Below are 21,486 nucleotides of genomic sequence, written 5' to 3'. Positions count from 1 at the left end.
AGGTGCGCGTTCAGGCCGCGGCGGCTTTTCTGATCCAGACCTTATTGTCGTGGAACGCGGCGCCGCCGATCGGCGCGACGGCTTCGGCGCCGGTCAGCATGTTGATGCCGCGGCCGCCGATATGGTTCTTGTTGGGATGAACGGATTCCGCGATCAGCACGCCGCGCCGCACGCCGTCGAACAGCGTCGCGATCAGCGTGGTCTCGCCCCGGCTGTTGCCGAGCGTCACCGCATCGCCATCGGCGATGTCGAGGGAGGCTGCATCCAGCGGATGGATCATCACGCTCGCCCTGCCCTCGCGCGCCTGCGAGGACGGCGTCTCGTTGAAGGTGGTGTTGAGGAAGCTGCGCGACGGGCTGGTCGCGAGCCGGAACGGATGGGCCTGGTCGACCTGCTCGATCACCGCCCAATGGTCCGGCAGCGATGGCATGCTTTCGATATCGCCCATGGTCTGGCCGAACGGCGGATGCGCCCAATCCGCCCTGAAGTGGAATTTCTTGTCGGGATGGGCAAAGCCGTCGAGGAAATGCGAGGTCCGGAAGTCCGGCTGCAGATCGCGCCAGAGGTCGGCTTCGAGGCCGGCGATGTCGCCGTGGCCGCTCAGCTGCAGCGTCGCATCGATCAATTCGCGCGGCGTCATCTCGAAACCCCGGTGCCTGGCGTCAAGCCGCGGCGCCAGCGCCTGCAACACCTCATGGTTGGAGCGGCATTCGCCGGGCGGGTCGATCAGCTTCGGCCCGACCGAGATGTGCTGATGGCCGCCGCCGTAATAGAGGTCGTCGTGTTCCATGAACATGGTCGCCGGCAGCACGATGTCGGCCATCTGCGCCGTCTCGGTCATGAACTGCTCATGCACCGCGACGAACAGATCCTCGCGCGCAAAGCCCTGGGCTACCAGCGCCTGCTCCGGCGCCACCGTCATCGGGTTGGTGTTCTGGATCAGCATCGCCTTGACCGGGCCCTTGCCGCGCAGGGCCTCGGCATCGCCGGTGAGGATGCGGCCAATCTTGGACTGGTCGAGCGCGCGGACGCTCTGATCGATCGCGTCGTGGCCCTCGATGATGGATTCGTTGAAGCGCCACAGCGCGTAATTGTTGAAGAAGGCACCGCCGCCTTCATATTGCCAGGCGCCGGTTACCGCGGGAATGCAGGTCGCCGCATGCATCTGCGTCGCGCCGTTGCGCGACCGCGTGAAACCGTAACCGAGGCGGATGAAAGTCCGCTTGGTCTCGCCGACCGCCTTGGCAAAGGCCTCGATCTCCGCCACCGGGACGCCTGAAATCGCCGACGCCCATTCCGGCGTACGCGTCTTCAGATGCGCCTCGAGCTCGGCGGGGCAGTCGGTGTATTTGTCCATATAGGCGCGGTCGGCATAGCCGTCGCGGAACAGGACGTGCATGACACCGCAAGCGAACGCGCCGTCGGTGCCGGGCCGCAGGATGATCTTGATGTCAGCCTGCTTCATGGTCTCGTTGTCGTAGATGTCGACCGCCGCGATCTTGGCGCCGCGCTCCTTGCGGGCACGCGCGGCGTGCGTCATCACGTTGACCTGGGTGTTGACGGGATTGGTGCCCCAGATCACTACGAGGTCGGACAGCGCCATCTCGCGCGGATCGACGCCGGCGATCTTGCCGGTGCCGATCGCGTAACCGATGCGCGCGACATTGGCGCAGATGGTCTGATAGAAGCGCGAATATTTCTTCACGTGCGTCAGACGGTTCAGCCCGTCGCGCATCACGATGCCCATCGTGCCGGCGTAGTAATAGGGCCAGATCGATTCCGCGCCGAACTCGCGCTCGGCCTGATTGAAGCGCTCCGCGATCTCGTCGAGCGCTTCGTCCCAGGTGATCCGCGCAAACTGGCCCGAGCCCTTCGGCCCGATGCGCCGCATCGGGAATGTCACCCTTTCCGGGTGATGGATGCGCTCGGCATAGCGGGCGACCTTGGCGCAGACGACGCCGGCCGTGTAGGTCTGCTTTTTCGAACCGCGCACGCGGCCGATGCTGCGGCCTTCGACGACCTCGATGTCGAGCGCGCAGGCCGACGGACAGTCATGCGGGCAGGTCGAATGGCGGATTTCGATCTTGGCGTGCTGGTTCATGTCCCAGTTCGTAACATCAAAATACTGGCCCGCCGAGCGCATTTTGCCGGCATTGCCCATGCGATTTGCTCAAACCGCGCGCGCCGCCGGTTCCTATCGCGCCTGCGAAATGGAGCGCGGCCACACCGAAAACCGCCCAATATTCCCTGAGACGATCGACTTTGTGAGCGTCGACAGTCCGCCTGCCCTGCCGCTACAGTGGCCGCCAACAAGAACGACATCAGGGAGGTGGGCGTGACGGCCCGACAATTCATGCTGGCGCTGGCCGCCAGCCTGCTCGGCGCATTCGCCGCAGCCCCCTCATTGGCGCAAGATTATCCCAATCACGCGGTTCGGATCGTCGTGCCCTTCGGCGCAGGCGGCCCGGCCGACGTCGCGGCCCGGCTGATCGGCAACGTGCTCCAGGAGAGCTTTGGCCAGCCCTTCGTGATCGAGAACCGCACCGGCGCGGGCGGCGTCATCGGCACGGTCGAAGCGGCGAAGTCGCCGGCCGACGGCTACACGCTCTTGATGATGTCCAACACGCAGACCGCGAACGAATCGCTGCTGACACCCGCGCAGCGCAAATACGAGCTGATGCGCGATCTCGCGCCGATCGCACCGGTGAACTATTCCGATCTCGTCATCGTGGTGAACCCGCAAGTCCCGGCGAAGACGCTTGCCGAGTTCATCGCGCTCGCCAAGGCGCAGCCGGGCAAGCTGAACTACGCCTCCTCCGGCCAGGGCACGCCTTATCACATGGCCGGCGAACTGTTCAAAGCCATGGCCGGCATCGACGTCGTCCACGTGCCCTATCGCAACAGCGGCGAGGCGCGCAGCGGCGTGATCGGGGGCCAGGTGCAGATGATGATCGACGCGGTGCCGGCGATGGCGCCGAACATCGGCGAGAACCAGGTCCGCGCGCTCGCGACCACCGGCAAGCAGCGCTCCGCCGTGCTGCCGAACGTGCCGACCGCCGGCGAAGCCGGCGTCGCGGGCTATGAGGCGACGATCTGGCTTGGCCTGATGGCGCCGGCCGGCACGCCAAAACCTGTCATCGACAAGCTCAACGCCGCTGTCAACGCAATGGTGAAGCGGCCGGACATCGTCAAACTCTGGACCGAGCAGGGCGCCGTACCCATGTCAATGACACCGCAGGAATTCGAACAATTCCTGCGCGGCGACATCGAGAAATGGGCCGATGTCGTCAAGAAATTCGACAAGTCCTGAGGCGGTACTGCTCATGCCTACCGTTCAATTCCGGCTCAACGGCGCAGCGATCGCCGTGGACGCCGATCCGGACCAGATGCTGCTCGATGTGCTGCGCAGCCGGCTCGGCATCACCGGGGCGCATTTCGGCTGCGGCGCCGGCGAGTGCGGCGCCTGTCACGTCATGGTCGACGGCCGCGCGATGACCTCGTGCGACATGCCGATGTGGTCGGTTGCGGACAAGGACGTCGTCACGGTGGAAGGCCTCGGGACAGTGGAGCAGTCGCACGCGCTACAGCGCGCCTTCATTTCCGAGCAGGCGATGCAATGCGGCTATTGCGTCTCGGGAATTCTGATCAGTGCGGCGGCGCTGCTCAAGCGCAATCCATCGCCGACGGAGGCGGAGGTGAGAGAGGCGCTCGATCGCAACCTCTGCCGATGCGGTTCGCATAACCGCATGGTGCGCGCGGTGTTGCGGGCGGCCTCGGAGATGGCAGTGCCATGACGTCCCCTGCCCCAAAGCTGCCGGTCAGCCTGACAGCCAATCCGAAGCTGTCGTCCTGGGTAAGGTTCACCGATGAAGGCCGCGTCGCGATCTCGCCCGGCAAGGTCGAGATCGGCCAGGGCATCGTCACGGCGCTGGCGCAGATCGCGGCCGACGAGCTCGATGTCGATCTGGCGCGGGTCGAGATGATCCGCGCCTCGACGGCGACGAGCCCGAACGAGGGCGTCACCTCGGGCAGCCTGTCGATCCAGCAATCCGGCCGCGCGCTGCGCCACGCCTGTGCCGACGTTCGCCAACGCTTCCTCGCCGCAGCATCTGAGCGTCTCGGCGTCGATGCGTCCTCGCTCGACATCGAGGACGGCACGATCTCGGGTCCCGGCAATGTCAGGACCAGCTATTGGGAGCTGGCCGGCGATGTCTCGCTCGACCACGACGCCACCGCAAGCGCGGCAGCGAAGATCGCGACCAAGCGCGCCGTCGCCGGACATTCCGTCCAGCGCGTGGACATTCCCGACAAGGTGTTCGCCCAGCCGCGCTTCATCCATGACCGGGCATTGCCCGGCTTGCTGCACGGACGCGTGCTGCGGCCGGACGTCTCGGGCGCCAAGTTGATCGCGCTCGACGAAACAGCCGCACGCGTCGTCCCCGGCCTCGTCGCCATCATCCGCGACGGCGGCTTTGCCGGCGTGGTTGCCGACGCCGAGGCCGCGGCGGAAGCGGCGCTGACGGCCTTGCGCAAGGGCGCGACATGGTCGGCCGGCGAGGCGCTGCCGGACGAAGACGATCTGGCGGGCTTCCTGAAGAGCCAGCCGGTCGAGACGACCGTCATCGACATCAGAGCGGCGGCAACGACAGCGAAAGCCGCGCGCACGCTTCGGCGGCAATACACCCGCCCCTACATCGCCCATGGCTCGATCGCGCCGTCCTGCGCCATGGCGCAGTGGGATGGCGACCGTGTCCACGTCTGGACCCACAGCCAGGGCGTTTACCTGCTGCGCGCCGATCTCGCGATCGTGCTCAAGCTGCCCGCCGAGAACATTGTCGTCGAGCACATGGAAGGGGCCGGCTGCTACGGGCACAATGCCGCCGACGACGTCGCGCTCGATGCGGTGCTGCTGGCGAAAGCGGCCGGCGGCCGTCCGGTCCGGGTGCAGTGGTCGCGCCACGACGAGATGAGCCACGCGCCGTTCGGCGCGGCGATGGCCATCGAGATCGAGGCCGATCTCGATACAGACAATGAGGTCGTCGGCTGGCGCCATACGCTCTGGAGCAACGGCCACGCGGCGCGACCGGGACGCGCGGCGCAGCCGGCGTTGCTCGCCGCAACCGAGATCGCAAATCCCTACCCGCGCATGATCTCGACCAATCCGCCGGCAGCCAATGGCGGTGGCGGCGACCGCAACTCTGTTCCACTTTACGACCTCCCGGCCTGGACGATCACGAGCCACCGGCTATTGACGATGCCGGTGCGCACCTCGGCGCTGCGGACGCTGGGCGGGCAAGGCAATGTGTTCGCCATCGAATCCCTGCTCGACGAGATCGCCGCCTTGCACGGCGAGGACCCGATCGCGTTCCGCCTGCGCCACCTGCGCGACGAACGCGCGAAAGGCGTCATCCGCGCCGCGGCGCGACGCGCGCAGTGGAAGCCGCAGAAGCAGGCGGGCATCGGCCACGGCGTCGGTTTTGCCCGCTACAAGAACACGGGCGCCTATTGCGCCGCGATTGCAGAAATTGAAGGCGACGACGACATCCGCGTCAAACGGCTGACGCTCGCGGTCGATGTCGGCGAAGCCATCAATCCGGACGGCGTGATCAACCAGATCGAGGGCGGCGCAATCCAGGCGACCAGCTGGGTGCTGAAGGAGCGCGTCCGCTTCGACCGGACGCGCATCACCTCGACTTCGTGGACGGACTATCCGATCCTGACCTTCAGCGAGGTGCCGGCGGTCGACGTCGAGATCATCCAGCGGCCGGAGATCGAGCCGGTCGGCGCGGGCGAAGCGGCACACGGGCCGGTGACGGCGGCGATCGCAAATGCCGTCTACGATTGCCTCGGCGTGCGCGTCCGCGACCTGCCGATCACGCGCGACAGGATCATCGCAGCCATGGAGCTTGCATCGTGACGACCTTGACCATTTTGAGCGGTGGCGCGGCGCAAGGCCTGGTGCGCGGCCTCAGCGACGCTTTCAAGACAAAGACCAGCCTCAGTATCGACGGCGAGTTCGGCGCGGTCGGCATCATGGCCGACAAACTGCGTACGGGCACGGCAGCCGATCTCGTGATCCTGACGCAGGCCCTCCTCGCAAAACTTGCCGAGGAGAAGCTTGTCGTCCCCTCCTCGATCGCGGATGTCGGCCGGGTCGAGACCGCGTTGGCGGTCCGCAACCGTGATCCCAAGGTGACGGCGAAGACCGAAGCCGATTTGCGCGAGGTGTTGTGTTCGGCGGACGCGATCTACGTCCCTGATATCAAGGCGTCCACGGCAGGACAGCACGTTGCAAAAGTGCTGGATCAGCTCGGCATCGCCTATGAGGTCGCATCGCGCCTCAAGATATTTCCGAACGGCGCGACCGCGATGCGGGAGCTTGCGACGTCCACCGCAGCGCGTCCGATCGGCTGCACGCAGGCCACCGAGATCATCGCGACCGACGGCATCGCGCTGTCAGGATCACTGCCGCCTGGATGTGAGCTGGTGACCATGTACACGGCTGGCGTGACCGCGCGGGCCGCACATCCGAATGAAGCGGCCGTGCTGATTGCGCTGTTGACCGGCGTAGACCACAAGGAGCTGCGCCAGCGCGTGGGCTTTGCCGGCTAAAACGGATGAGATGAGGCTCGATAGCTGTGGTGGCGGCGGTAGGCTCCCTCTCCCGCCTGCGGGAGAGGGTTGGGGAGAGGGTCTCTCGGCTGGCAAGACTCCCCAAGAGGAGAAAGCCCTCACCCGTATCGCATCTTCGATGCGATACGACCTCTCCCGGGAGAGAGACCTAGCCCGCGGCAATCGATTCAACCCAAAGCCATTCCGCTCTAGACGGCCGCTCTATTTGTGCAGCTGGGTGAGGCCGGTCGGCGGACCATCGACAGCGGTCCAGCCGCCGTCCACGAACAGCGTGCTGCCGCTGACATAGCTTGCGGCATCCGAAGCGAGATAGGCCACGGCGGTCGCGACCTCGTCCGCGCTGCTCCAGCGGTTGAACACGGTGTGGCCGGCATAGAGATTGTAGATGTCGGGCCGCTGCTTGAACGGGCCGGTCAGCGCGGTTTCGGCGATGCTCGGTGCGATCGCGTTGACGCGTACGCCGGCATGACCGACCTCGGAGGCAAAACCCTTCACCAGGAGGCCGATCGCGGCCTTGGTCGAGCCGTAGATGCCAAGGCCCGGCTCGATGGTCACCGCGCGGACCGAGGAGCAGGCGATGATGCTGCCGCCCTTCTGCGCGACCATGATGCGGCCGAAGGCCTGGAAGAACCAGACCGTCCCCTTGACGTTGAGGTTGAGGACGCGGTCGAGATCCTCCTCGGTGTAGTCGAGGATGGTCTTGCGGATGTTGAGCCCGGGCGTCGTCACGGCGATATCAAGCCGCGGGAATTTCTGCATCACGGTTTTCGCCAGCGCGTTGACGTCCGCTGCGCTGGCGGCATCGCAGCTGGCAGCCTCGGCCCAGCCGCCCTTGTCGCGAATGCCGGCGGCGGTCGCTTCCGCCGCGTCAAGCGCACGATCGGCGCAGACGACGCGGGCGCCGAGCCCAGCCAGCGCCTCGGCCGACGATTTGCCGATCCCTGAGGCGGCGCCGAGCACCACGGCCGTCTTGCCGGTGAGATCGAAGAGCTTGCGATAGTCGGTCACGGACAGATTCTCCCTGTTGCTGTGACGCAAACTACGCAAGGCGGGTGCGCCGGCCAAGTGCCGGCGCACGCACGGCAGCTATCCCTTGTATCCCATCAGGAGACGCGGCAGCCACAGCGAGAAGGCGGGAACGTAGGTGACGAACATCAGCGCTGCAATCAGCGCAGCGTAGAACGGCAGGATGGTGCGCATCACCGCGCCGACCGAAATGCCACCGATGGCGCAGCCGACGAACTGCGTCGTTCCGACCGGCGGGGTGTTCAGTCCGAGCGCGCAGTTGATCAGCATCAGCATGCCGAACTGCACCGGATCCATGCCGGCCTTCATCGCGATCGGCAGGAAGATCGGAGTACAGATCAGGATGGTCGCCGCCATGTCCATGAAGGTGCCGAGCACGAACAGGATGACGTTGATGAGCAGGAAGATCACCCAGGGCTGCGAGGACACCTTGCTCATCAGGTCGCCGGCGAAATCGGCCACCTCGTAGAGACCCATCAGGTACTGGAACATGGTGGAGACGCCGATCAGCAGCAGCACCACGCCCGTCGTCTTCACCGCCTTGGCCGCGGCCCGCAGGAAGTTCTGCAGGGTCATGGTGCGGTAGATGAAGAAGGTCAGCAGGATCGTGTAGGTGACCGCGACGGCGGCGGATTCGGTGGCGGTGAAGACGCCTGAGAGGATGCCAGCCAGAATGATGCCGACGATCAGAAGGCCAGGCAATGCGGCGGCGAGCGAACGGAACACCTCGGCCCAGCCCGGGAACTTGCCGGCGGGATAGCCGCGCTTCACCGCGACCGCGTAGGCGGCGACCAGCATGCAGATCATCAGCACGAGCGCCGGCAACAGGCCGGCGGCGATCAGTGCGCCGATCGAGACCTTGCCGCCGGCGGCCAGCGCATAGATGATCATGTTGTGGCTGGTCGGCATCAAGGCGCCGACCAGCGAGGCATGGGTGGTGACATTGACGGCGTAGTCGGTGTCGAACCCTTCCTTCTTCATCATCGGGATCATCACCGCGCCCATCGCCGACACGTCGGCCACGGGCGAGCCGGAGACGCCGCCGAACAGCGTGCAGGCGACCACGTTCGACATGCCGAGCCCGCCGCGGATGTGCCCGACGAGATTCTTGGCGAGCTTGACGATCTTGTCGGCGACGCCACCATGCAGCATCAGTTCGCCGCTGAAGACGAAGAATGGGATGGCCAGGAACGAGAAGATGTTCATCCCCGACATCATCTGCTGGAAGATGACGGCGACCGGCAGGCCTTCGTAAAGGATGGTGCAGATCGCCGAGAGGCCGATCGCGAAAGCGACGGGAACGCCGAGGATCAGGAAGCCGAAGAACGTGGCGCCGAGGATGATCAGTTCCATGAGGGGACGACCTCTTCGCCGCGCAGGAGAGCAATGATGTGCTCGATGGAAAAGGAAACGATCAGGATGCCGGAGGCGATCAGCGGGACGTAACGGATCACCTCGGGCAGGCCGAGATTGGGAATCTTGACGGTTCCGACCGACGCACCGAGGATCCAGCCGTTATAGGCCATCGCAATGCCGAACACGGCCACGAGAACGTGGATCACGATCTCGATCTTCTCCCGCAGGTGATCCGGAAGCATGACCAGCAGACTGTCCATGCCGATGTGTCCGGCATCGCGCACGCCGACGGCGGCGCCGATCAGCGTGACGTAGAGGATCAGAACCAGCGCGAGGTTCTCCGTCCAGGTCGGGCTGGAATTGAGCACGTAACGCCCGAACACCTGGTAGAACACGATGGTGACAATGACGAGCAGTCCGGTCACCGACAGATACATGCCCAGGCGAGCGACGGGAGCATTGATCCGCGACAGCAGGCCGGTCGACGGACGTCCGGCGACCTCCTGCTCGTGGCTTGCGACGTGTGGGTCTGTCATTTGCCGCGTCTCCTTGCGCGTCTGCTCGCGAGGGTCCGGTATCGCCTCGCGGCGAACCGGACCCGATGCCGTGGCCTTACTTCGTGTCCTGGATGCGCTTGACGAGGCCCTTCAGCTTCTCGTCGCCGGCGAACTTGTCGTAGACCGGCTTCATCGCATCGACGAACTCCTGCTTGTTGGCGATCGTCACGACCTGGACGCCGGCCGCTTCGACGGTCTTGCGGGAGGCCTGCTCACGCTCGTCCCAGAGCTTGCGCATGACCGGCACCGACTCCTTGGCCGCCTTGCGGATCATCGCCTGATCCTCCTTGCTCAGCGTGTCCCAGACCTTCTTGGACATCACGAGGACTTCGGGCGCCAGCGAGTGCTCGGTGACGTTGTAGAACTTGGCCGCCTCGAAATGGCGCGAGGACTCGTAGGAAGGCCAGTTGTTCTCGGCGGCGTCCACGAGGCCGGTCTTGAGCGCGGTGTAGACCTCGCCATAGGGCATCGGCGTCGGGTTGGCGCCGAGGCTCTGGATCATCCCGACCCAGAGGTCGGATTGCTGCACGCGGATCTTCAGGCCCTTGAGGTCGGCGAGCGACTTGACCGGCGCCTTGACCGTGTAGATGGACCGCGCGCCGCTGTCGTAATAGGCAAGACCGACCAGGCCTGCGGGCTCCATGGCGGCGAGGATCTCGTCGCCGATCGGCCCGTCCAGGACGGTGCGCATGTGCTGCGTGTCGCGGAAGACGAAGGGCAGGCACAGCGCGATGGTCTCGGGCACGAAATTGTTGAGCGGCGATGCGTTGATCCGCATCATGTCGAGCGCGCCGATCTTGAGCTGCTCGATGGTGTCCTTCTCGGAGCCCAGGGCGCCATTGGGAAACACCTTCACGCCGAGCTTGCCGCCGCTCGCCGCCGCGAGCTGCTTGCCCATGAACTTGACGGCCTCGACAGTCGGGTAGTCGGCGGGGTGGATGTCGGCAGAGCGGAAATCGCGTGCGGTCGCCAGCGGCGCGGAGATCGCCAGCACAGCGGCTGCGATGATACCGGTCAGTGTCTTCATCTGGGCTTTCCTCCTGGGGTGATTATGTCGTTGTCGGGCAGTTGCGGGCCGCCTTGGGTCGCTCCACTTCAGGTGCGAAGTCAAGCGCCATTGTCGTCCCTAGGGCGGGCGGCATTCCCTGTCCAAGCCAAATCCGGCATCGATCAATGCTGGAGTTGCATCGATCGATCGCGCGGTGCTCGCAAGGGCCTTCAGCGGATGATACCGTTTCTCCGAAGTCGTCCACACCGGCGCGTTACTTGACGCCGCAGCGCGAGCCCCCTCAAGATGCTGCAAAGCAGAACGGACCATTTCGGGGACATGCCCATGCCGCGGAAGCTGATCGATATTTCGGTGCCGCTCAAAAACGACGTGACGGCCGATCCCCCGGGCAATCACCCGACCATCCAGTATGTCGATCACCAGCAGGGCTTGCCCCGCATGCTGCAATTTTTCGACGGCTTGAAGGCCCAGGATTTGCCGGACGGACAGGGCTGGGCCGTCGAACAGGTCTCGTTGTCCACCCATAACGGCACGCATCTCGACGCGCCCTGGCACTTCCATCCGACCATGAATCGCGGCGAGCGGTCATGGACCATCGACGAGGTGCCGCTGGAATGGTGTCTTCAGCCCGGCGTGAAGCTCGACTTCCGGCACCTGCCTGACGGTTATGTGGCGACCGCCGCCGATGTCGAGACGGAGCTGAAGCGCATCGGCCACACGCTGTCGCCGCTGGAGATCGTCGTCGTCAACACCAGCGCCGGCGCCAAATTTGGCCAGGCCGACTACGTCAATTCCGGCTGCGGCATGGGCTATGAAGCGACCATGTACCTGCTCGAACGCGGCGTGCGGCTGACCGGGACCGACGGCTGGAGCTGGGATGCGCCGTTCATCTACACCGCGAAGAAATATGCCGAAACAAAAGATGCCGGGCTGATCTGGGAGGGCCACAAGGCGGGACGGCACATCGGCTATTGCCATCTCGAGAAGCTGCACAATCTGGACAAGCTGCCTTCGACCGGCTTCACGGTGTCATGCTTTCCGGTGAAGATTGAACGGGCATCCGCTGGCTGGACCCGCGCGGTCGCCATCATCGACAATTAGGTCGAGGCCATCACTCGCCGTCGAGGCCGCTCTCGGCGAGCTCGCGTAGCGCATCGGTGTCGAGCACGACGATGGCGCCATGCTCGAGCCGGACCCAGCTGCGTCCGGACCAGGCACGCAATTGCTTGTTGATGCTCTCGCGCGTCATGCCCACCATCTCGCTGATCTCCTGCTGCGTGATGGCGAGCGTGCCGCTGCCGGAATCGAGCTTGCGCTCCTCGGTGAGACCGAGCAGCGCGCTCGCAAGCCGGCCCGGCAGATTTTGCAGGATCACCTGCTCGACCTGCTGGCTGGTCCAGCGCAGTCGCGCGCAGAGCAGCTCGATGAATTTCATCGCCAGCGCCGGCTGGCTCTTCACGAACGGCAGGAAGTCCCGGCGGTCGATGATGTAGAGCTCGCAATTGGTGTTGGCGGTCGCATCCGCCGATCGCGGCGCACCGTCGAGAACGGCGATCTCGCCAAAGATTTCTCCGGGACCGATCAGATTGAGAATGGCGTTCCGCCCGTCGGGCGACGAAGAGGAAATCTTCACTGTCCCCGAGATCACTGCGAACAGATTGTTGCCGGGATCGCCCTTGGCGGCGATGGTCGCACCGCGCTTCACGGTGGTGTGCTTGGCGTAGCGGCAGAGCTGATCGAGCGCGTCCGGCTCCAGATCCGCGAAGATCGGGTGCTTGCGCAGGACCGATAGTTTGTTACCCACCGACTGTCGGGGGTCGCCGGTCTTGTCCTGAGGCACGCCGCGGGCTCCTAAGACTCAAGGCACTGAAGTTCCTGCGTAGTCAACGTTATCAGGCTTTTCAACCGGAAAGCACGGGCATGGTTTGAGGCAAATGCCCTAGGAATGCCCGAAGCCCGCATCCGAAGGATGCTCGATGCACTGGAATCGATGCAGGGTTGCAGCCTGCCCAAGCCGCTGGTTGCGTTGAGGCGCTGCCGCCGAGCCAGGCGTCGGCCGCTGAGCATCGGGCTGTCGGCCCAACAGACCTGACGATGACCTCAGGAGCTTTGGCGCTTGGAATCCCGGTCGAGCCGGCCTGCGCTGGTTTGCCGGTCCGCCCAGGCCAGGGCTGCGGCGAACGTCACGAAGATCGCGACGACGACAATGATCATCAGCAGCGCGTCAGTCGGCATCATGCTTCTCCCGGATTGTCCGGGGGCATTATTTGCCGCAGGCGGCCAGCGTCATTGATCGGGATCAAAAATCCGCGAGCATCGCGAAAACCCCCGTCAGGCTGCGGCCAGAGCCTGGACGCGCGCCGGATCGCGCAGACCGATACCACCCTGGATGATCTCGATCGCGCCGTGGCGCTCCAGCTTGGTGAAGGTGCGGCTGACCGTTTCGATGGTCAGGCCGAGATAGTCGGCGATGTCCTGGCGGCTCATCGGAAGGGGAACCGTGTCGGATGCCCCCTTGAGCGCGAACAGCCGCTCGCGCCAGCCGAGCAGAAAGGTCGCGACCTTCTCGTCCGCAGAACGACGGCCGAGCAGGACCATGTGGTCGCGGGCCTGGCTCAGCTCGCGAATCGCCAGCTCGTTGATGCGCCTGAGCAGGTGCGGTCGGTCCTCGATGAAACGGCCGAAGGGCGTCTTCGCGAACTGGCACACCGTCACCGCGCCGATCGCATCGGCCGAAAAATTGTGGCGGCCGGAGATATTCATCCCCAGGAAATCGCCGGGCAAGGCAAAGCCCACGATCTGCCGCCGGCCGTCCGGCAGCAGCTTGTAGAGCCGCATGACGCCTTCGAGGACGTTGTAGAACGAGGTCGCGATGTCCTCCTCGGAGAACACGGTCTCGCCCGCGGCGAAGTGGACGCGGCGGCCGAGATGCTCGAATTCCCGGAGCTCAGCTGTATCCAGCGACGCGCAAACCGCCGATCCGCGTACGGCACAGTCGCTACAGAAATGCCTGTTCGGCTCGATCGTCACCACGGAAGCTCTCATCCACCGCTCCATGCGCCGGCGGCCTCCGCATCAGGCCGGGTCCACCGCGCGGACTGCATTTTACTGCACTGCGCCAGAGCCGATTGACGCAGATCAATTTTTGCGGGCATGGCCGCCCTGCTCTGATCACGGCGCTAGACCGCCTGCACCGTCCAGCCGATCAGCTCCTTGGCGATGCGGGCGAAGGCTGCATCGAACGCTGCGACGGCCGCGGCCGGCTCGACCTTGTCGAGCTTCTCGCTGGCCTCAACGAGCCGCGATGCGACCACCTTGCCGCTCTTGTCGACGATCCGCGCCGACAGTCCGATCTCGACCCTTGTCTCGCCCTCGGTGGCGATCCGGAAGCGTCTGATGTCGATCAGGAGCTGATAGTCCGCTGGCCCGAGTTCGGTCGTGCGCAGCGGCGCATGCGCGATGTCGTAGTTCTCAAAGCTGTCGATGAGCCGCGCCTGCACCAGCTTTGGAATGCTGTCGGCCCAGAGAAATTCCGCAAAGCCCGGATTGTCCCCGCTGGGCGCGAACAGCATGCGCTGGGTCTGGAGCATCGCGACGGCGGTCGGCTCGGGAATGGCCAGTGACCCCGAGAGCGTCTTGGCGGCAGGCCCAGGATTTTGCGGCGCGCGCAAATCGTAGGTGATCTTTTGCACAGGCGTTCCGCCCCCCGTCATTTTCTCGAGCCCCGCCAAGATGCCGTCGATCTTGCCGGTGTTGCGCGCGAGGCCGTCGGAGAATGTCCTGAGGTTGGCGATGGTGTCCTTCAGCGGACCGGAATTGTCCTCGAGCACGGTGTCGACCCGCCGCAGCGCGTCGCGCGCGGCCTGCGTCATGCTCTGGCCTGCGCCCGCCTCCGCGATCAAGGTCGGGGGCTCGCCGGATTTGGCGACGATCACGCCGCCCTCCAGCGTCACCACTGGCACGCCGGTCAGCCCCAGGAAGTCGAGCCCGACCTTGGTGTCGGTGCGCACCGGCGTCGTCGCGGCCACGGAGATCGTCGCATTGACGAAGCGGGGATTGTCCGGCGCAAGCCCAAGCTGGGTCACCTCACCGACGCGGATGCCATTGAACAGCACGCCGGCGCCCACCAGCAGGCCCGGCACAGGTCCCTGGAATTGCACGTGGTAATTCGTGCGCGGGCCGATGCCGCCGGTGTTGTTGAGCCAATAGACGAAGCCGAATACCGCAATGATCGCGGCCAGCACGAAGCTGCCGATCAGCGCGTAGGGAGCGCGGGTTTCCATGTCTCATCTCATTTCGTGTTGCAGCATCTGCGAGCGCTTGCCGTGGAAATAAGCGCGCACCCAGGGATGCTCGGATTGCAGCAGCTCGCGCATCGGACCGATCGCCACGATCCTGCCGTCTGCGAGCGCGGCGACGCGGTCGCAGACCGTGGTCAGGCTGGCGAGATCATGGGTGACCATGAACACGGTGAGCCCCAGGGTCTTTTGCAGGGTCCTGATCAACGCGTCGAAATCGCCGGCGGCGATCGGATCGAGGCCGGAGGTCGGCTCGTCCAGGAACAGGATCGGCGGATCGAGCGCGAGCGCGCGCGCCAGCGCCACGCGCTTGGTCATGCCGCCGGAGAGCTCCGACGGATATTTGTCGGCGTCCTGCGGCCGCAGTCCGACCATCTCGAGCTTGGCGATCGCGATCTCGTCCATCAGCTCCTGCGACAGCACGAGATTTTCGCGCAACGGAAACTGGATGTTTTGCCGAACCGTCAACGAGGAGAACAGCGCGCCCTGCTGAAACAGGATACCCCATGTCGTGGCCGCGCCTTCCGTGCGGCCGCCGATCGGTTGTCCCATGACTTCGATGGTGCCGGCCTGGCGCGGAATGAGACCGATGATGGTCCGCATCAGCACCGACTTGCCGCCGCCGGACGCGCCGACCAGCCCGAGGATCTCGCCGCGGCGGACGTCGAGCGACAGTTGATTGAGCACGGTCTGGCGGCCGAAGCCGACCACGAGGTCGCGGACGCGGATCGCGAACTCCTCTTGCGTCGCGTCCATCGTCACATTCCGATCGAGGCGAAGAAGATCGCGAACAGGCCATCGAGCACGATCACGAGGAAGATCGACTTCACCACCGACGTCGTGGTCTGGCGTCCGAGCGATTCGGCGCTGCCCTTCACGCGTAGCCCCTCGCTGCACGCAACGATCCCGATCACCAGCGCCATGAACGGCGCCTTGAGGATCCCCACCTCGAAATGGGTGACGGAGATCGCCTCATGCAGCCGCGCGATGTAGATCGCCGGCCCCATGTCGCCATAGAACTGCGCGACCAGCCCGCCGCCATAGAGTGCCGCGATCGAACCGATGAAAGCGAGGATCGGCAGCGCAATGACGAGGGCGGCAACGCGCGGCAGGATCAGGACGTGGACGGGGTCGAGGCCCATGGTCGAGAGCGCGTCGATCTCCTCCCGCATCTTCATCGAGCCAAGCTCGGCGGTGTAGGCGCTGCCTGACCGCCCAGCGACCATGATGGCGACGATCAGGACGCCGAGTTCGCGCAGCACCAGGATGCCGACCATGTCGACGGTGTAGGATTCCGCGCCGAACCTGCGGAAATGAAAGAAGCCCTGCTGGGCGATGATGGCGCCGATCAGGAAGGTGATCAGCACGATGATGGGGATGGCCTGCCAGCCGATGCGGTAGAGCTGGTAGACCAGCGAGGTCAGCCGCAGCGACCGCGGCCGGCGCAGCACGCCGATCACGGCCATGAACAAGGCGCCGAACATCTGCAGGAAGATCGTGATGTCTTCGCGCGCCCCGACCGTGGACTTGCCGAGATCGCCCAGCCTGAGCAGAACCGGATTTGGCGCAGGCGCCGGCGGCGGCGTGTGGCGGTTGACCTGGCGCACCTCGTCCATCAGTCCGCTGAAATGATCGGCGACGCCGACGAATTCCGCCGATCTGCCGGATGATGCAGCCCGGCGTGACAACTTCTCGAGCACCCAGGCGCCGAGCGTGTCGAGCGCGCTGACGCCCGACATATCGAGCGTCACGGCTGTCGATCGATCGACATCCGCCCCGACCGACCGGGACAGCGTTTCAAGCGTCGACACATTGGCTGCGGTCCACGGCCCTTCCGGGCGCAGGTTCAGCGCATCGCCGGAGGGCGTTGCCAGCAACAGCGGTTCGGTGCTCACGCTTCACCTCATCGGGACAACCGGTCCCTATTCGACCGGCATTTCTAGGCCAGGGTGTGACGGCCGGTTTGACCTGTCTCAAGACCGGGATCGCGCGCCGCCTCTTGACTCAAATCAACCGCAGCCGCGCTGGCGGCCCTAAGTTCCTTCTGTATTCAATGGAGACCGAGATCCATGTTCGACAGCGACAGGATGAGCGACGAGCTTCGCGCACTGAAAGTGGACGTCACGCGCCTCCTGGGCACCGCCGGCGAGGAAATGTTCGACAGCTCGAAAGAACGGGCTGAAGCTCTCGCCGATCAGATCAAGGCCGCGCTTGCCGAGCTCGGCGAGACCGTCAGCGACGAGCAGGAGCAGCTTCAGGGCCTGGTTGCTGATCGCCCGATCACGTCGCTTGCCTCGGCTTTCGCGCTCGGCGTGGTCGTCGGCTTCATGCTGAGGAGACACTAGGTGAATACGGAAAATATGGTCAAACACCTGCGCGTACTCTGGCGTACCGACAGGATCGTTGCGGACATCAGGCTGCGCCATCTGCTGACGGGCCTCGGCCTCCGCGCCTTTGCGGCTCTGATCGCTGCATTCGGGCTGCTGATGCTGGAGCTGTCGGCCTATTTCGCGCTGGTCCAGATCTGGAGCGCCATCGCGGCGGCGGCCATTCTCGGGGCCGTCAATTTCCTCATCGCCGGGATTCTCTTCGTCATCGCCGGTCGTCCTCCGTCCGGCCGTGACATCGAGCTCGCCAACGAGATCCACGGCGCATCCATCGAGGCGCTTCAGATCGAGGCGCGCGCGCTTCAGGCCCAGGTGTCAGGCGCGGTTCACCATCCGCTCAGCACAATCGTTCCGGTGCTGGTGCCGCTGATCGCGATCATCGTCAAGAGCCTGCGGAAAACGGCCAACGAGTCCGCCAGTGCAACGTCGGCCGAGGCGCGCTCCTAGCGAAGCTTCAGCCGAACGTCGCAAATCTCCGGCTCGGTCGGGTCCGGCTTCACCTCGAAGCCGAGCTGCCGGCACATGTCGAGCATCGTGGTGTTCTCCTGAAGCACATCGCCCGAGATGGTCTTCAGCCCTTCCGACTTCGCGTAGTCGATGATCAGCTGCATCAGCGTCCATCCGAGCCCCCTGCCCTTGAGATCGGAGCGCAGCAGGATCGCATATTCGCCGCTCTCATAGACCGAGTCCGAATGGAGCCGGACCACGCCGACCATCTCGTTGGTCGCCTCGTCGAACGCGATGAAGGCCATGGCACGCGCATAGTCGAGCTGGGTCAGCCGCGCGATGAATTCGTGGGTGAACTCCTTCATCGGCGCGAAGAAGCGCAGGCGGAGGTCGTGCTGAGTGACATGACGCAGGAATTCGTGGATGGTCGGCTCGTCCTCGGGACGCAACGGACGCACGAAGATGCGCCAGTCGTCCTTGAGCACGAGGCGGCGCTCCCATTGTGACGGGTAGGCGCGAACGGCGAAATTGGCGGGTCCTGAACCGGCGAATTTGCGCTGCGGCGGCCCCACCGCGACGCGGGCATCGACCGCGGTCACGCCGGTCTCATCCGCGAGCAGCGGATTGATGTCGAACTCTCGTATCTCGGGAATGTCGGCCGCCATCTGGGCCAGCTTGACCAGCACCATGGCGACGGCATCCTGCTTCACCGCAGGTACGTCCCGATAGGCCTTCAGCAGACGCGAGACGCGGGTACGCTCGATCAGGTCACGGGCCAGTTGCAGATCGAGCGGCGGCAGCGCCAGCGCCTTGTCGTTGATGATCTCCACCGCCGTCCCGCCCCGGCCGAACACGACGACGGAGCCGAAGGTGGGATCGTCGGCAAGCCCGAGGATCAGCTCGCGCGCCTTGGCCTTGACCACCATGGCCTGCACGATGACGCCCTCGATGCGGGCTTCGGGACGCAGCTTCCTCGCCCGGGCGAGAATGTCGGTCGCCGCCGCGCGCACCGCCTCCGGCGTGGTCAGATTGAGCACGACGCCGCCGACATCCGACTTGTGGGTGATGTCGCGCGACATGATCTTCAGCACGACGGTCGCGCCTTGCGCGAACACTTCATTCGCACGAGCCACCGCATGCTCGACATCACCGGCGGCATAGGTCGGCACCATCGCGATGTCGTAGGCTTCGAGCAGGTGCTTGATCTCGACGGGCTCGAGCCATTTGCGGCCGTCGGCGATCGCCGCGGTGACGATCTGCCTGGCGGCCCGGGCATCGGGCACGAACGTGTCGGGCATCGCCGGCGGAACCTCGCTCAGCTCCTCCACCACTTCGCGATGCCTCACGAGATGCATGAAGCCGCGCACGGCATCATCTTCGGTCGGGTAGTTCGGAACACCGGCGCCGGAGAGCGCCTGACTGATGCTCTGATCGGCGCCAACCCAGGCGGCCAGCACGGGCTTGGCCCATCGGCCCTGCTGCTTACGGTACTTGCCGACCAGCTCCGTCACCGTCGCTGCGATGTCGGCGGCCGAGGCGATCGCGGTCTGCACATTGAGAACGAGGACGGCATCGTTGTCGGAATCGGCGAGCAGCACCTCCAGCGCCGCCGCGTAGCGCGCTGCATCGGCATCGCCGACGATATCGACGGGATTTGCGCCCGACCACGTCGGCGGCAGCACCGCATCGAGCTTCGCGCGAGCGTCAGCCGAGATGGATGCGGGAATTCCATCGAGCTCGACCAGCCGATCGATGGCGAGAACGCCGATGCCGCCGCCATTGGTCAGGATGGCAAGGCGCTTTCCGGCCGGCGATTCGACGCGGCCGAGCGTTTCGGCACAGTCGAACAGCTCGCGCAGATCGGAGACCCGCAGCACGCCCGCGCGGCGGAACGCCGCGTCATAAACGGCGTCTGCGCCGGCGAGCGCGCCGGTATGGGTGGCCGCGGCTTTCGCCCCCTGCGCCATGCGGCCGGACTTCACCACGACGACCGGCTTCACCCGTGCCGCGGCGCGCGCCGCGGACATGAATTTGCGGGCATCCTTGATGGCCTCGATATAGAGCAGGATCGCGCGGGTCTTGTAATCCATCGCGAAATGATCGAGCAGGTCGGCAATGTCGACGTCGATCTGATCGCCGATCGTGACGATGCCGGAGAAGCCGACGCCGCGCTGCGCGGCCCAATCGACCATGCCCGCCGCGATGGCGCCCGATTGCGAGATCAGCGCGAGATTTCCCGCCCCCGGCATGTGCGCGGCGAAGCTGGCATTGAGGCTTACGGCAGGCATCATGATGCCGAGGCAGTTCGGCCCGATCAGCCGCATGCCGAATTTACGGGCCGCGGCGATGGCTTCCTCTTGCAGCGATCCCGGTCCATGACCAAGCCCGGCCGAGACGATCAGCGCGCCGGCCGAGCCGCGACGTCCCGCCTGGTCGATGATGCCGGGAACCTCGCGCGCCGGCGCGGTGATCACCACGAGCTCGGGGACGAAAGGCAGCTTGTCCAGATTTTTCACCGCCGCAATGCCGGCAATCTCGGCATGGCGCGGATTGACGAGGCCGAACTGCCCCTTGAATTCCGCCTTGCGGATGTTCTCCAGAACGGCGCGCCCCACTGAGACCGGGCGGGCGCTCGCACCGACGAGCGCGACCGAACGTGGCGACAGCAGATTCTTCAGGCGATAGGTGGACATGACAGCAAATGCGCCCGGCCGCTAGTGGTTCCGATGGTTGAAGGTCAGGTCGAAAGACTGGTCCGCGCCTAGTAGGAGATCATAACCCAGCACGGTGGCTCGCCAATGACGGTCTTTGTCACACCGCCCCACACGATCTCGTTCAGGCGCGAATGATGGTAGGCGCCCATCACGATGGCGTCGATGGCATGGGAATTCGCCCAGCTTCCGAGCACCTTTCCGGTCGAGCTGCCTCCGCCCTCCGTCGTTTCGAACGTGGCGTGGATCCCATGTTCCCTGAGATGATCGACGAGACTCATGCCGGATTGGGCCATCGCCTCGGTCTTGTCGTCCGTCACCGTGAGCACCCGTACGGACGCAGCGGCCTGAAGGATGGGCAACGCGTCACCGACGGCCCGTGCGGCACGGGCGGAGTGATCCCAGGCAATCATGACATTCTCGAATTCCGGTCGCAGCTCGTCCACATGCTGTTCCGGGCAGAGCAGCAGCGGCCGGCCCGATTCGAACAGGAGCGCTTCAATGATGTGCTCCGTTCGGCTGTCATGCGGCTTTACAGGGACCAGGGTGAGGTCGGCAAAGCGCGCATGCTCGGCCAGGGTCAAGGCGAGCTGGTCTGCCGGCACCTTGGCCGATCGGCTCTGGGCGCGAACGTTGGCGCGGGCGGCTGCATGGCTGAAGGCGCTGATGAGTTGCTGCGTGTCGCCTAGCTCGTTCGAACCGCCGGCCTCCGCGGGCTCCGGATCGCCGGGGCGTATGACCTTCGGCCGCACGAAAACCTCGTCCTCAAGCGCGAGCGCGGTGATCCTGGCGCCGAGGTCGGCGGCCACAGCCACGCATTTCTCGATCGCCGCGAGCGTCTGCTCGCGCGGCTGGCCGACAAGCGGCAGAAAGACATCCTTGATGGGCATCGGGATTCTCCTTGCCGGTCAGGATACGCTTGCCTTTCCTCGGAACGCTTGATCCTTCTCAAGGCAGGAACCAGCCGCCGACGGCGCGCCTTGATTGATGTCAAGGACTGGCCGCGATCCGGCCATAAGGGTTAGCTTGGCGCTTCAGAACTCGCCGACCTATCGGGACATG

At 65.1% G+C, this 21,486-nt stretch carries 20 protein-coding genes; 7 read left to right on the top strand and 13 right to left on the bottom strand.

What is annotated here, in order from left to right; all coding sequences use genetic code 11:
• Positions 1–10: 10 nt before the first annotated feature.
• Positions 11–2,101, bottom strand: a complete 2,091-nt coding sequence (locus tag FOM02_RS37730; RefSeq protein ID WP_265440923.1) for a molybdopterin oxidoreductase family protein — start codon at positions 2,099–2,101, stop codon at positions 11–13.
• Positions 2,102–2,353: 252 nt separating this feature from the next.
• Between FOM02_RS37730 and FOM02_RS37725 the strand changes: the two genes are divergently transcribed.
• Genes FOM02_RS37725 through FOM02_RS37710 form a run of 4 tightly spaced genes read left to right on the top strand, consistent with a single transcriptional unit; the run spans position 2,354 to position 6,612 of the window.
• Positions 2,354–3,310: a tripartite tricarboxylate transporter substrate binding protein gene (locus FOM02_RS37725; protein ID WP_265442251.1), complete on the top strand. Its 957-nt coding sequence runs from the start codon at positions 2,354–2,356 to the stop codon at positions 3,308–3,310.
• A gap of 13 nt (positions 3,311–3,323) precedes the next feature.
• Complete coding sequence (locus tag FOM02_RS37720; protein WP_092215880.1) at positions 3,324–3,794, top strand: (2Fe-2S)-binding protein; 471 nt, start codon at positions 3,324–3,326, stop codon at positions 3,792–3,794.
• Complete coding sequence (locus FOM02_RS37715) at positions 3,791–5,917, top strand: xanthine dehydrogenase family protein molybdopterin-binding subunit (RefSeq protein WP_265440922.1); 2,127 nt, start codon at positions 3,791–3,793, stop codon at positions 5,915–5,917. Before FOM02_RS37720 ends, FOM02_RS37715 begins: the two co-directional genes overlap by 4 nt.
• Positions 5,914–6,612, top strand: a complete 699-nt coding sequence (locus FOM02_RS37710; RefSeq protein WP_265440921.1) for a molybdate ABC transporter substrate-binding protein — start codon at positions 5,914–5,916, stop codon at positions 6,610–6,612. The genes FOM02_RS37715 and FOM02_RS37710 overlap by 4 nt, the downstream gene beginning before the upstream one ends.
• A 222-nt stretch (positions 6,613–6,834) precedes the next feature.
• Here FOM02_RS37710 and FOM02_RS37705 read toward each other — a convergent pair whose 3' ends face one another.
• The 4 genes from FOM02_RS37705 to FOM02_RS37690 all read right to left on the bottom strand — a co-directional run bounded on the left by FOM02_RS37705 (position 6,835) and on the right by FOM02_RS37690 (position 10,599).
• On the bottom strand, positions 6,835–7,641 hold the full coding sequence (locus tag FOM02_RS37705; protein ID WP_092215886.1) for an SDR family NAD(P)-dependent oxidoreductase: 807 nt from the start codon (positions 7,639–7,641) through the stop codon (positions 6,835–6,837).
• A gap of 78 nt (positions 7,642–7,719) precedes the next feature.
• Positions 7,720–9,012 (bottom strand): TRAP transporter large permease, encoded by a 1,293-nt coding sequence (locus FOM02_RS37700; RefSeq protein WP_092215888.1) that lies wholly within the window; start codon positions 9,010–9,012, stop codon positions 7,720–7,722.
• Complete coding sequence (locus tag FOM02_RS37695; protein ID WP_027562513.1) at positions 9,003–9,551, bottom strand: TRAP transporter small permease; 549 nt, start codon at positions 9,549–9,551, stop codon at positions 9,003–9,005. The genes FOM02_RS37700 and FOM02_RS37695 overlap by 10 nt, the downstream gene beginning before the upstream one ends.
• A 76-nt stretch (positions 9,552–9,627) precedes the next feature.
• Complete coding sequence (locus FOM02_RS37690) at positions 9,628–10,599, bottom strand: TRAP transporter substrate-binding protein (RefSeq protein WP_027562512.1); 972 nt, start codon at positions 10,597–10,599, stop codon at positions 9,628–9,630.
• Between the two features lie 306 nt (positions 10,600–10,905).
• On the opposite strand from FOM02_RS37690, the gene FOM02_RS37685 reads away from it, so the two are divergent.
• The gene (locus FOM02_RS37685; RefSeq protein WP_092215892.1) at positions 10,906–11,682 is read left to right on the top strand and encodes a cyclase family protein; all 777 of its coding nucleotides are present in this window, start codon (positions 10,906–10,908) and stop codon (positions 11,680–11,682) included.
• A 10-nt stretch (positions 11,683–11,692) separates the two neighbouring features.
• On the opposite strand, the gene FOM02_RS37680 is transcribed toward FOM02_RS37685, so the two are convergent.
• The 6 genes from FOM02_RS37680 to FOM02_RS37655 all read right to left on the bottom strand — a co-directional run bounded on the left by FOM02_RS37680 (position 11,693) and on the right by FOM02_RS37655 (position 16,774).
• Positions 11,693–12,421: a Crp/Fnr family transcriptional regulator gene (locus tag FOM02_RS37680; RefSeq protein ID WP_027562510.1), complete on the bottom strand. Its 729-nt coding sequence runs from the start codon at positions 12,419–12,421 to the stop codon at positions 11,693–11,695.
• A gap of 260 nt (positions 12,422–12,681) precedes the next feature.
• On the bottom strand, positions 12,682–12,816 hold the full coding sequence (locus tag FOM02_RS37675; protein ID WP_265440920.1) for a hypothetical protein: 135 nt from the start codon (positions 12,814–12,816) through the stop codon (positions 12,682–12,684).
• A 96-nt stretch (positions 12,817–12,912) separates the two neighbouring features.
• Positions 12,913–13,626 (bottom strand): helix-turn-helix domain-containing protein, encoded by a 714-nt coding sequence (locus tag FOM02_RS37670; RefSeq protein ID WP_265440919.1) that lies wholly within the window; start codon positions 13,624–13,626, stop codon positions 12,913–12,915.
• Between the two features lie 134 nt (positions 13,627–13,760).
• Positions 13,761–14,864 carry an ABC-type transport auxiliary lipoprotein family protein gene (locus FOM02_RS37665; protein ID WP_265440918.1) on the bottom strand — a complete coding sequence of 368 codons (1,104 nt, stop codon included), beginning with the start codon at positions 14,862–14,864 and terminating at the stop codon, positions 13,761–13,763.
• 3 nt (positions 14,865–14,867) lie between these two features.
• A complete protein-coding gene (locus tag FOM02_RS37660) occupies positions 14,868–15,635 on the bottom strand; it encodes an ABC transporter ATP-binding protein (protein WP_265440917.1) in 768 nt (255 codons plus the stop codon).
• Positions 15,636–15,637: 2 nt separating this feature from the next.
• Positions 15,638–16,774, bottom strand: a complete 1,137-nt coding sequence (locus tag FOM02_RS37655; RefSeq protein WP_265440916.1) for an ABC transporter permease — start codon at positions 16,772–16,774, stop codon at positions 15,638–15,640.
• A gap of 174 nt (positions 16,775–16,948) precedes the next feature.
• Between FOM02_RS37655 and FOM02_RS37650 the strand changes: the two genes are divergently transcribed.
• On the top strand, positions 16,949–17,224 hold the full coding sequence (locus tag FOM02_RS37650) for a hypothetical protein (protein ID WP_092215903.1): 276 nt from the start codon (positions 16,949–16,951) through the stop codon (positions 17,222–17,224).
• Complete coding sequence (locus FOM02_RS37645; protein WP_092215905.1) at positions 17,225–17,713, top strand: phage holin family protein; 489 nt, start codon at positions 17,225–17,227, stop codon at positions 17,711–17,713.
• Here the strand turns inward: FOM02_RS37645 and FOM02_RS37640 are convergent.
• Entirely contained in the window at positions 17,710–20,406 is a 2,697-nt protein-coding gene (locus tag FOM02_RS37640; protein ID WP_265440914.1) for a bifunctional acetate--CoA ligase family protein/GNAT family N-acetyltransferase, read from the bottom strand. The genes FOM02_RS37645 and FOM02_RS37640 overlap by 4 nt on opposite strands.
• Before the next feature lie 68 nt (positions 20,407–20,474).
• Positions 20,475–21,314 carry a universal stress protein gene (locus FOM02_RS37635; protein WP_265440913.1) on the bottom strand — a complete coding sequence of 280 codons (840 nt, stop codon included), beginning with the start codon at positions 21,312–21,314 and terminating at the stop codon, positions 20,475–20,477.
• Positions 21,315–21,486: the final 172 nt, after the last annotated feature.

The sequence above is a fragment of the Bradyrhizobium sp. SEMIA genome (assembly GCF_014844175.1).
GTDB classification, from domain to species: domain Bacteria; phylum Pseudomonadota; class Alphaproteobacteria; order Rhizobiales; family Xanthobacteraceae; genus Bradyrhizobium; species Bradyrhizobium arachidis.
Note: the sequence above shows the minus strand (reverse complement) of the source record. Positions and strands in the feature narration are given on the sequence as shown.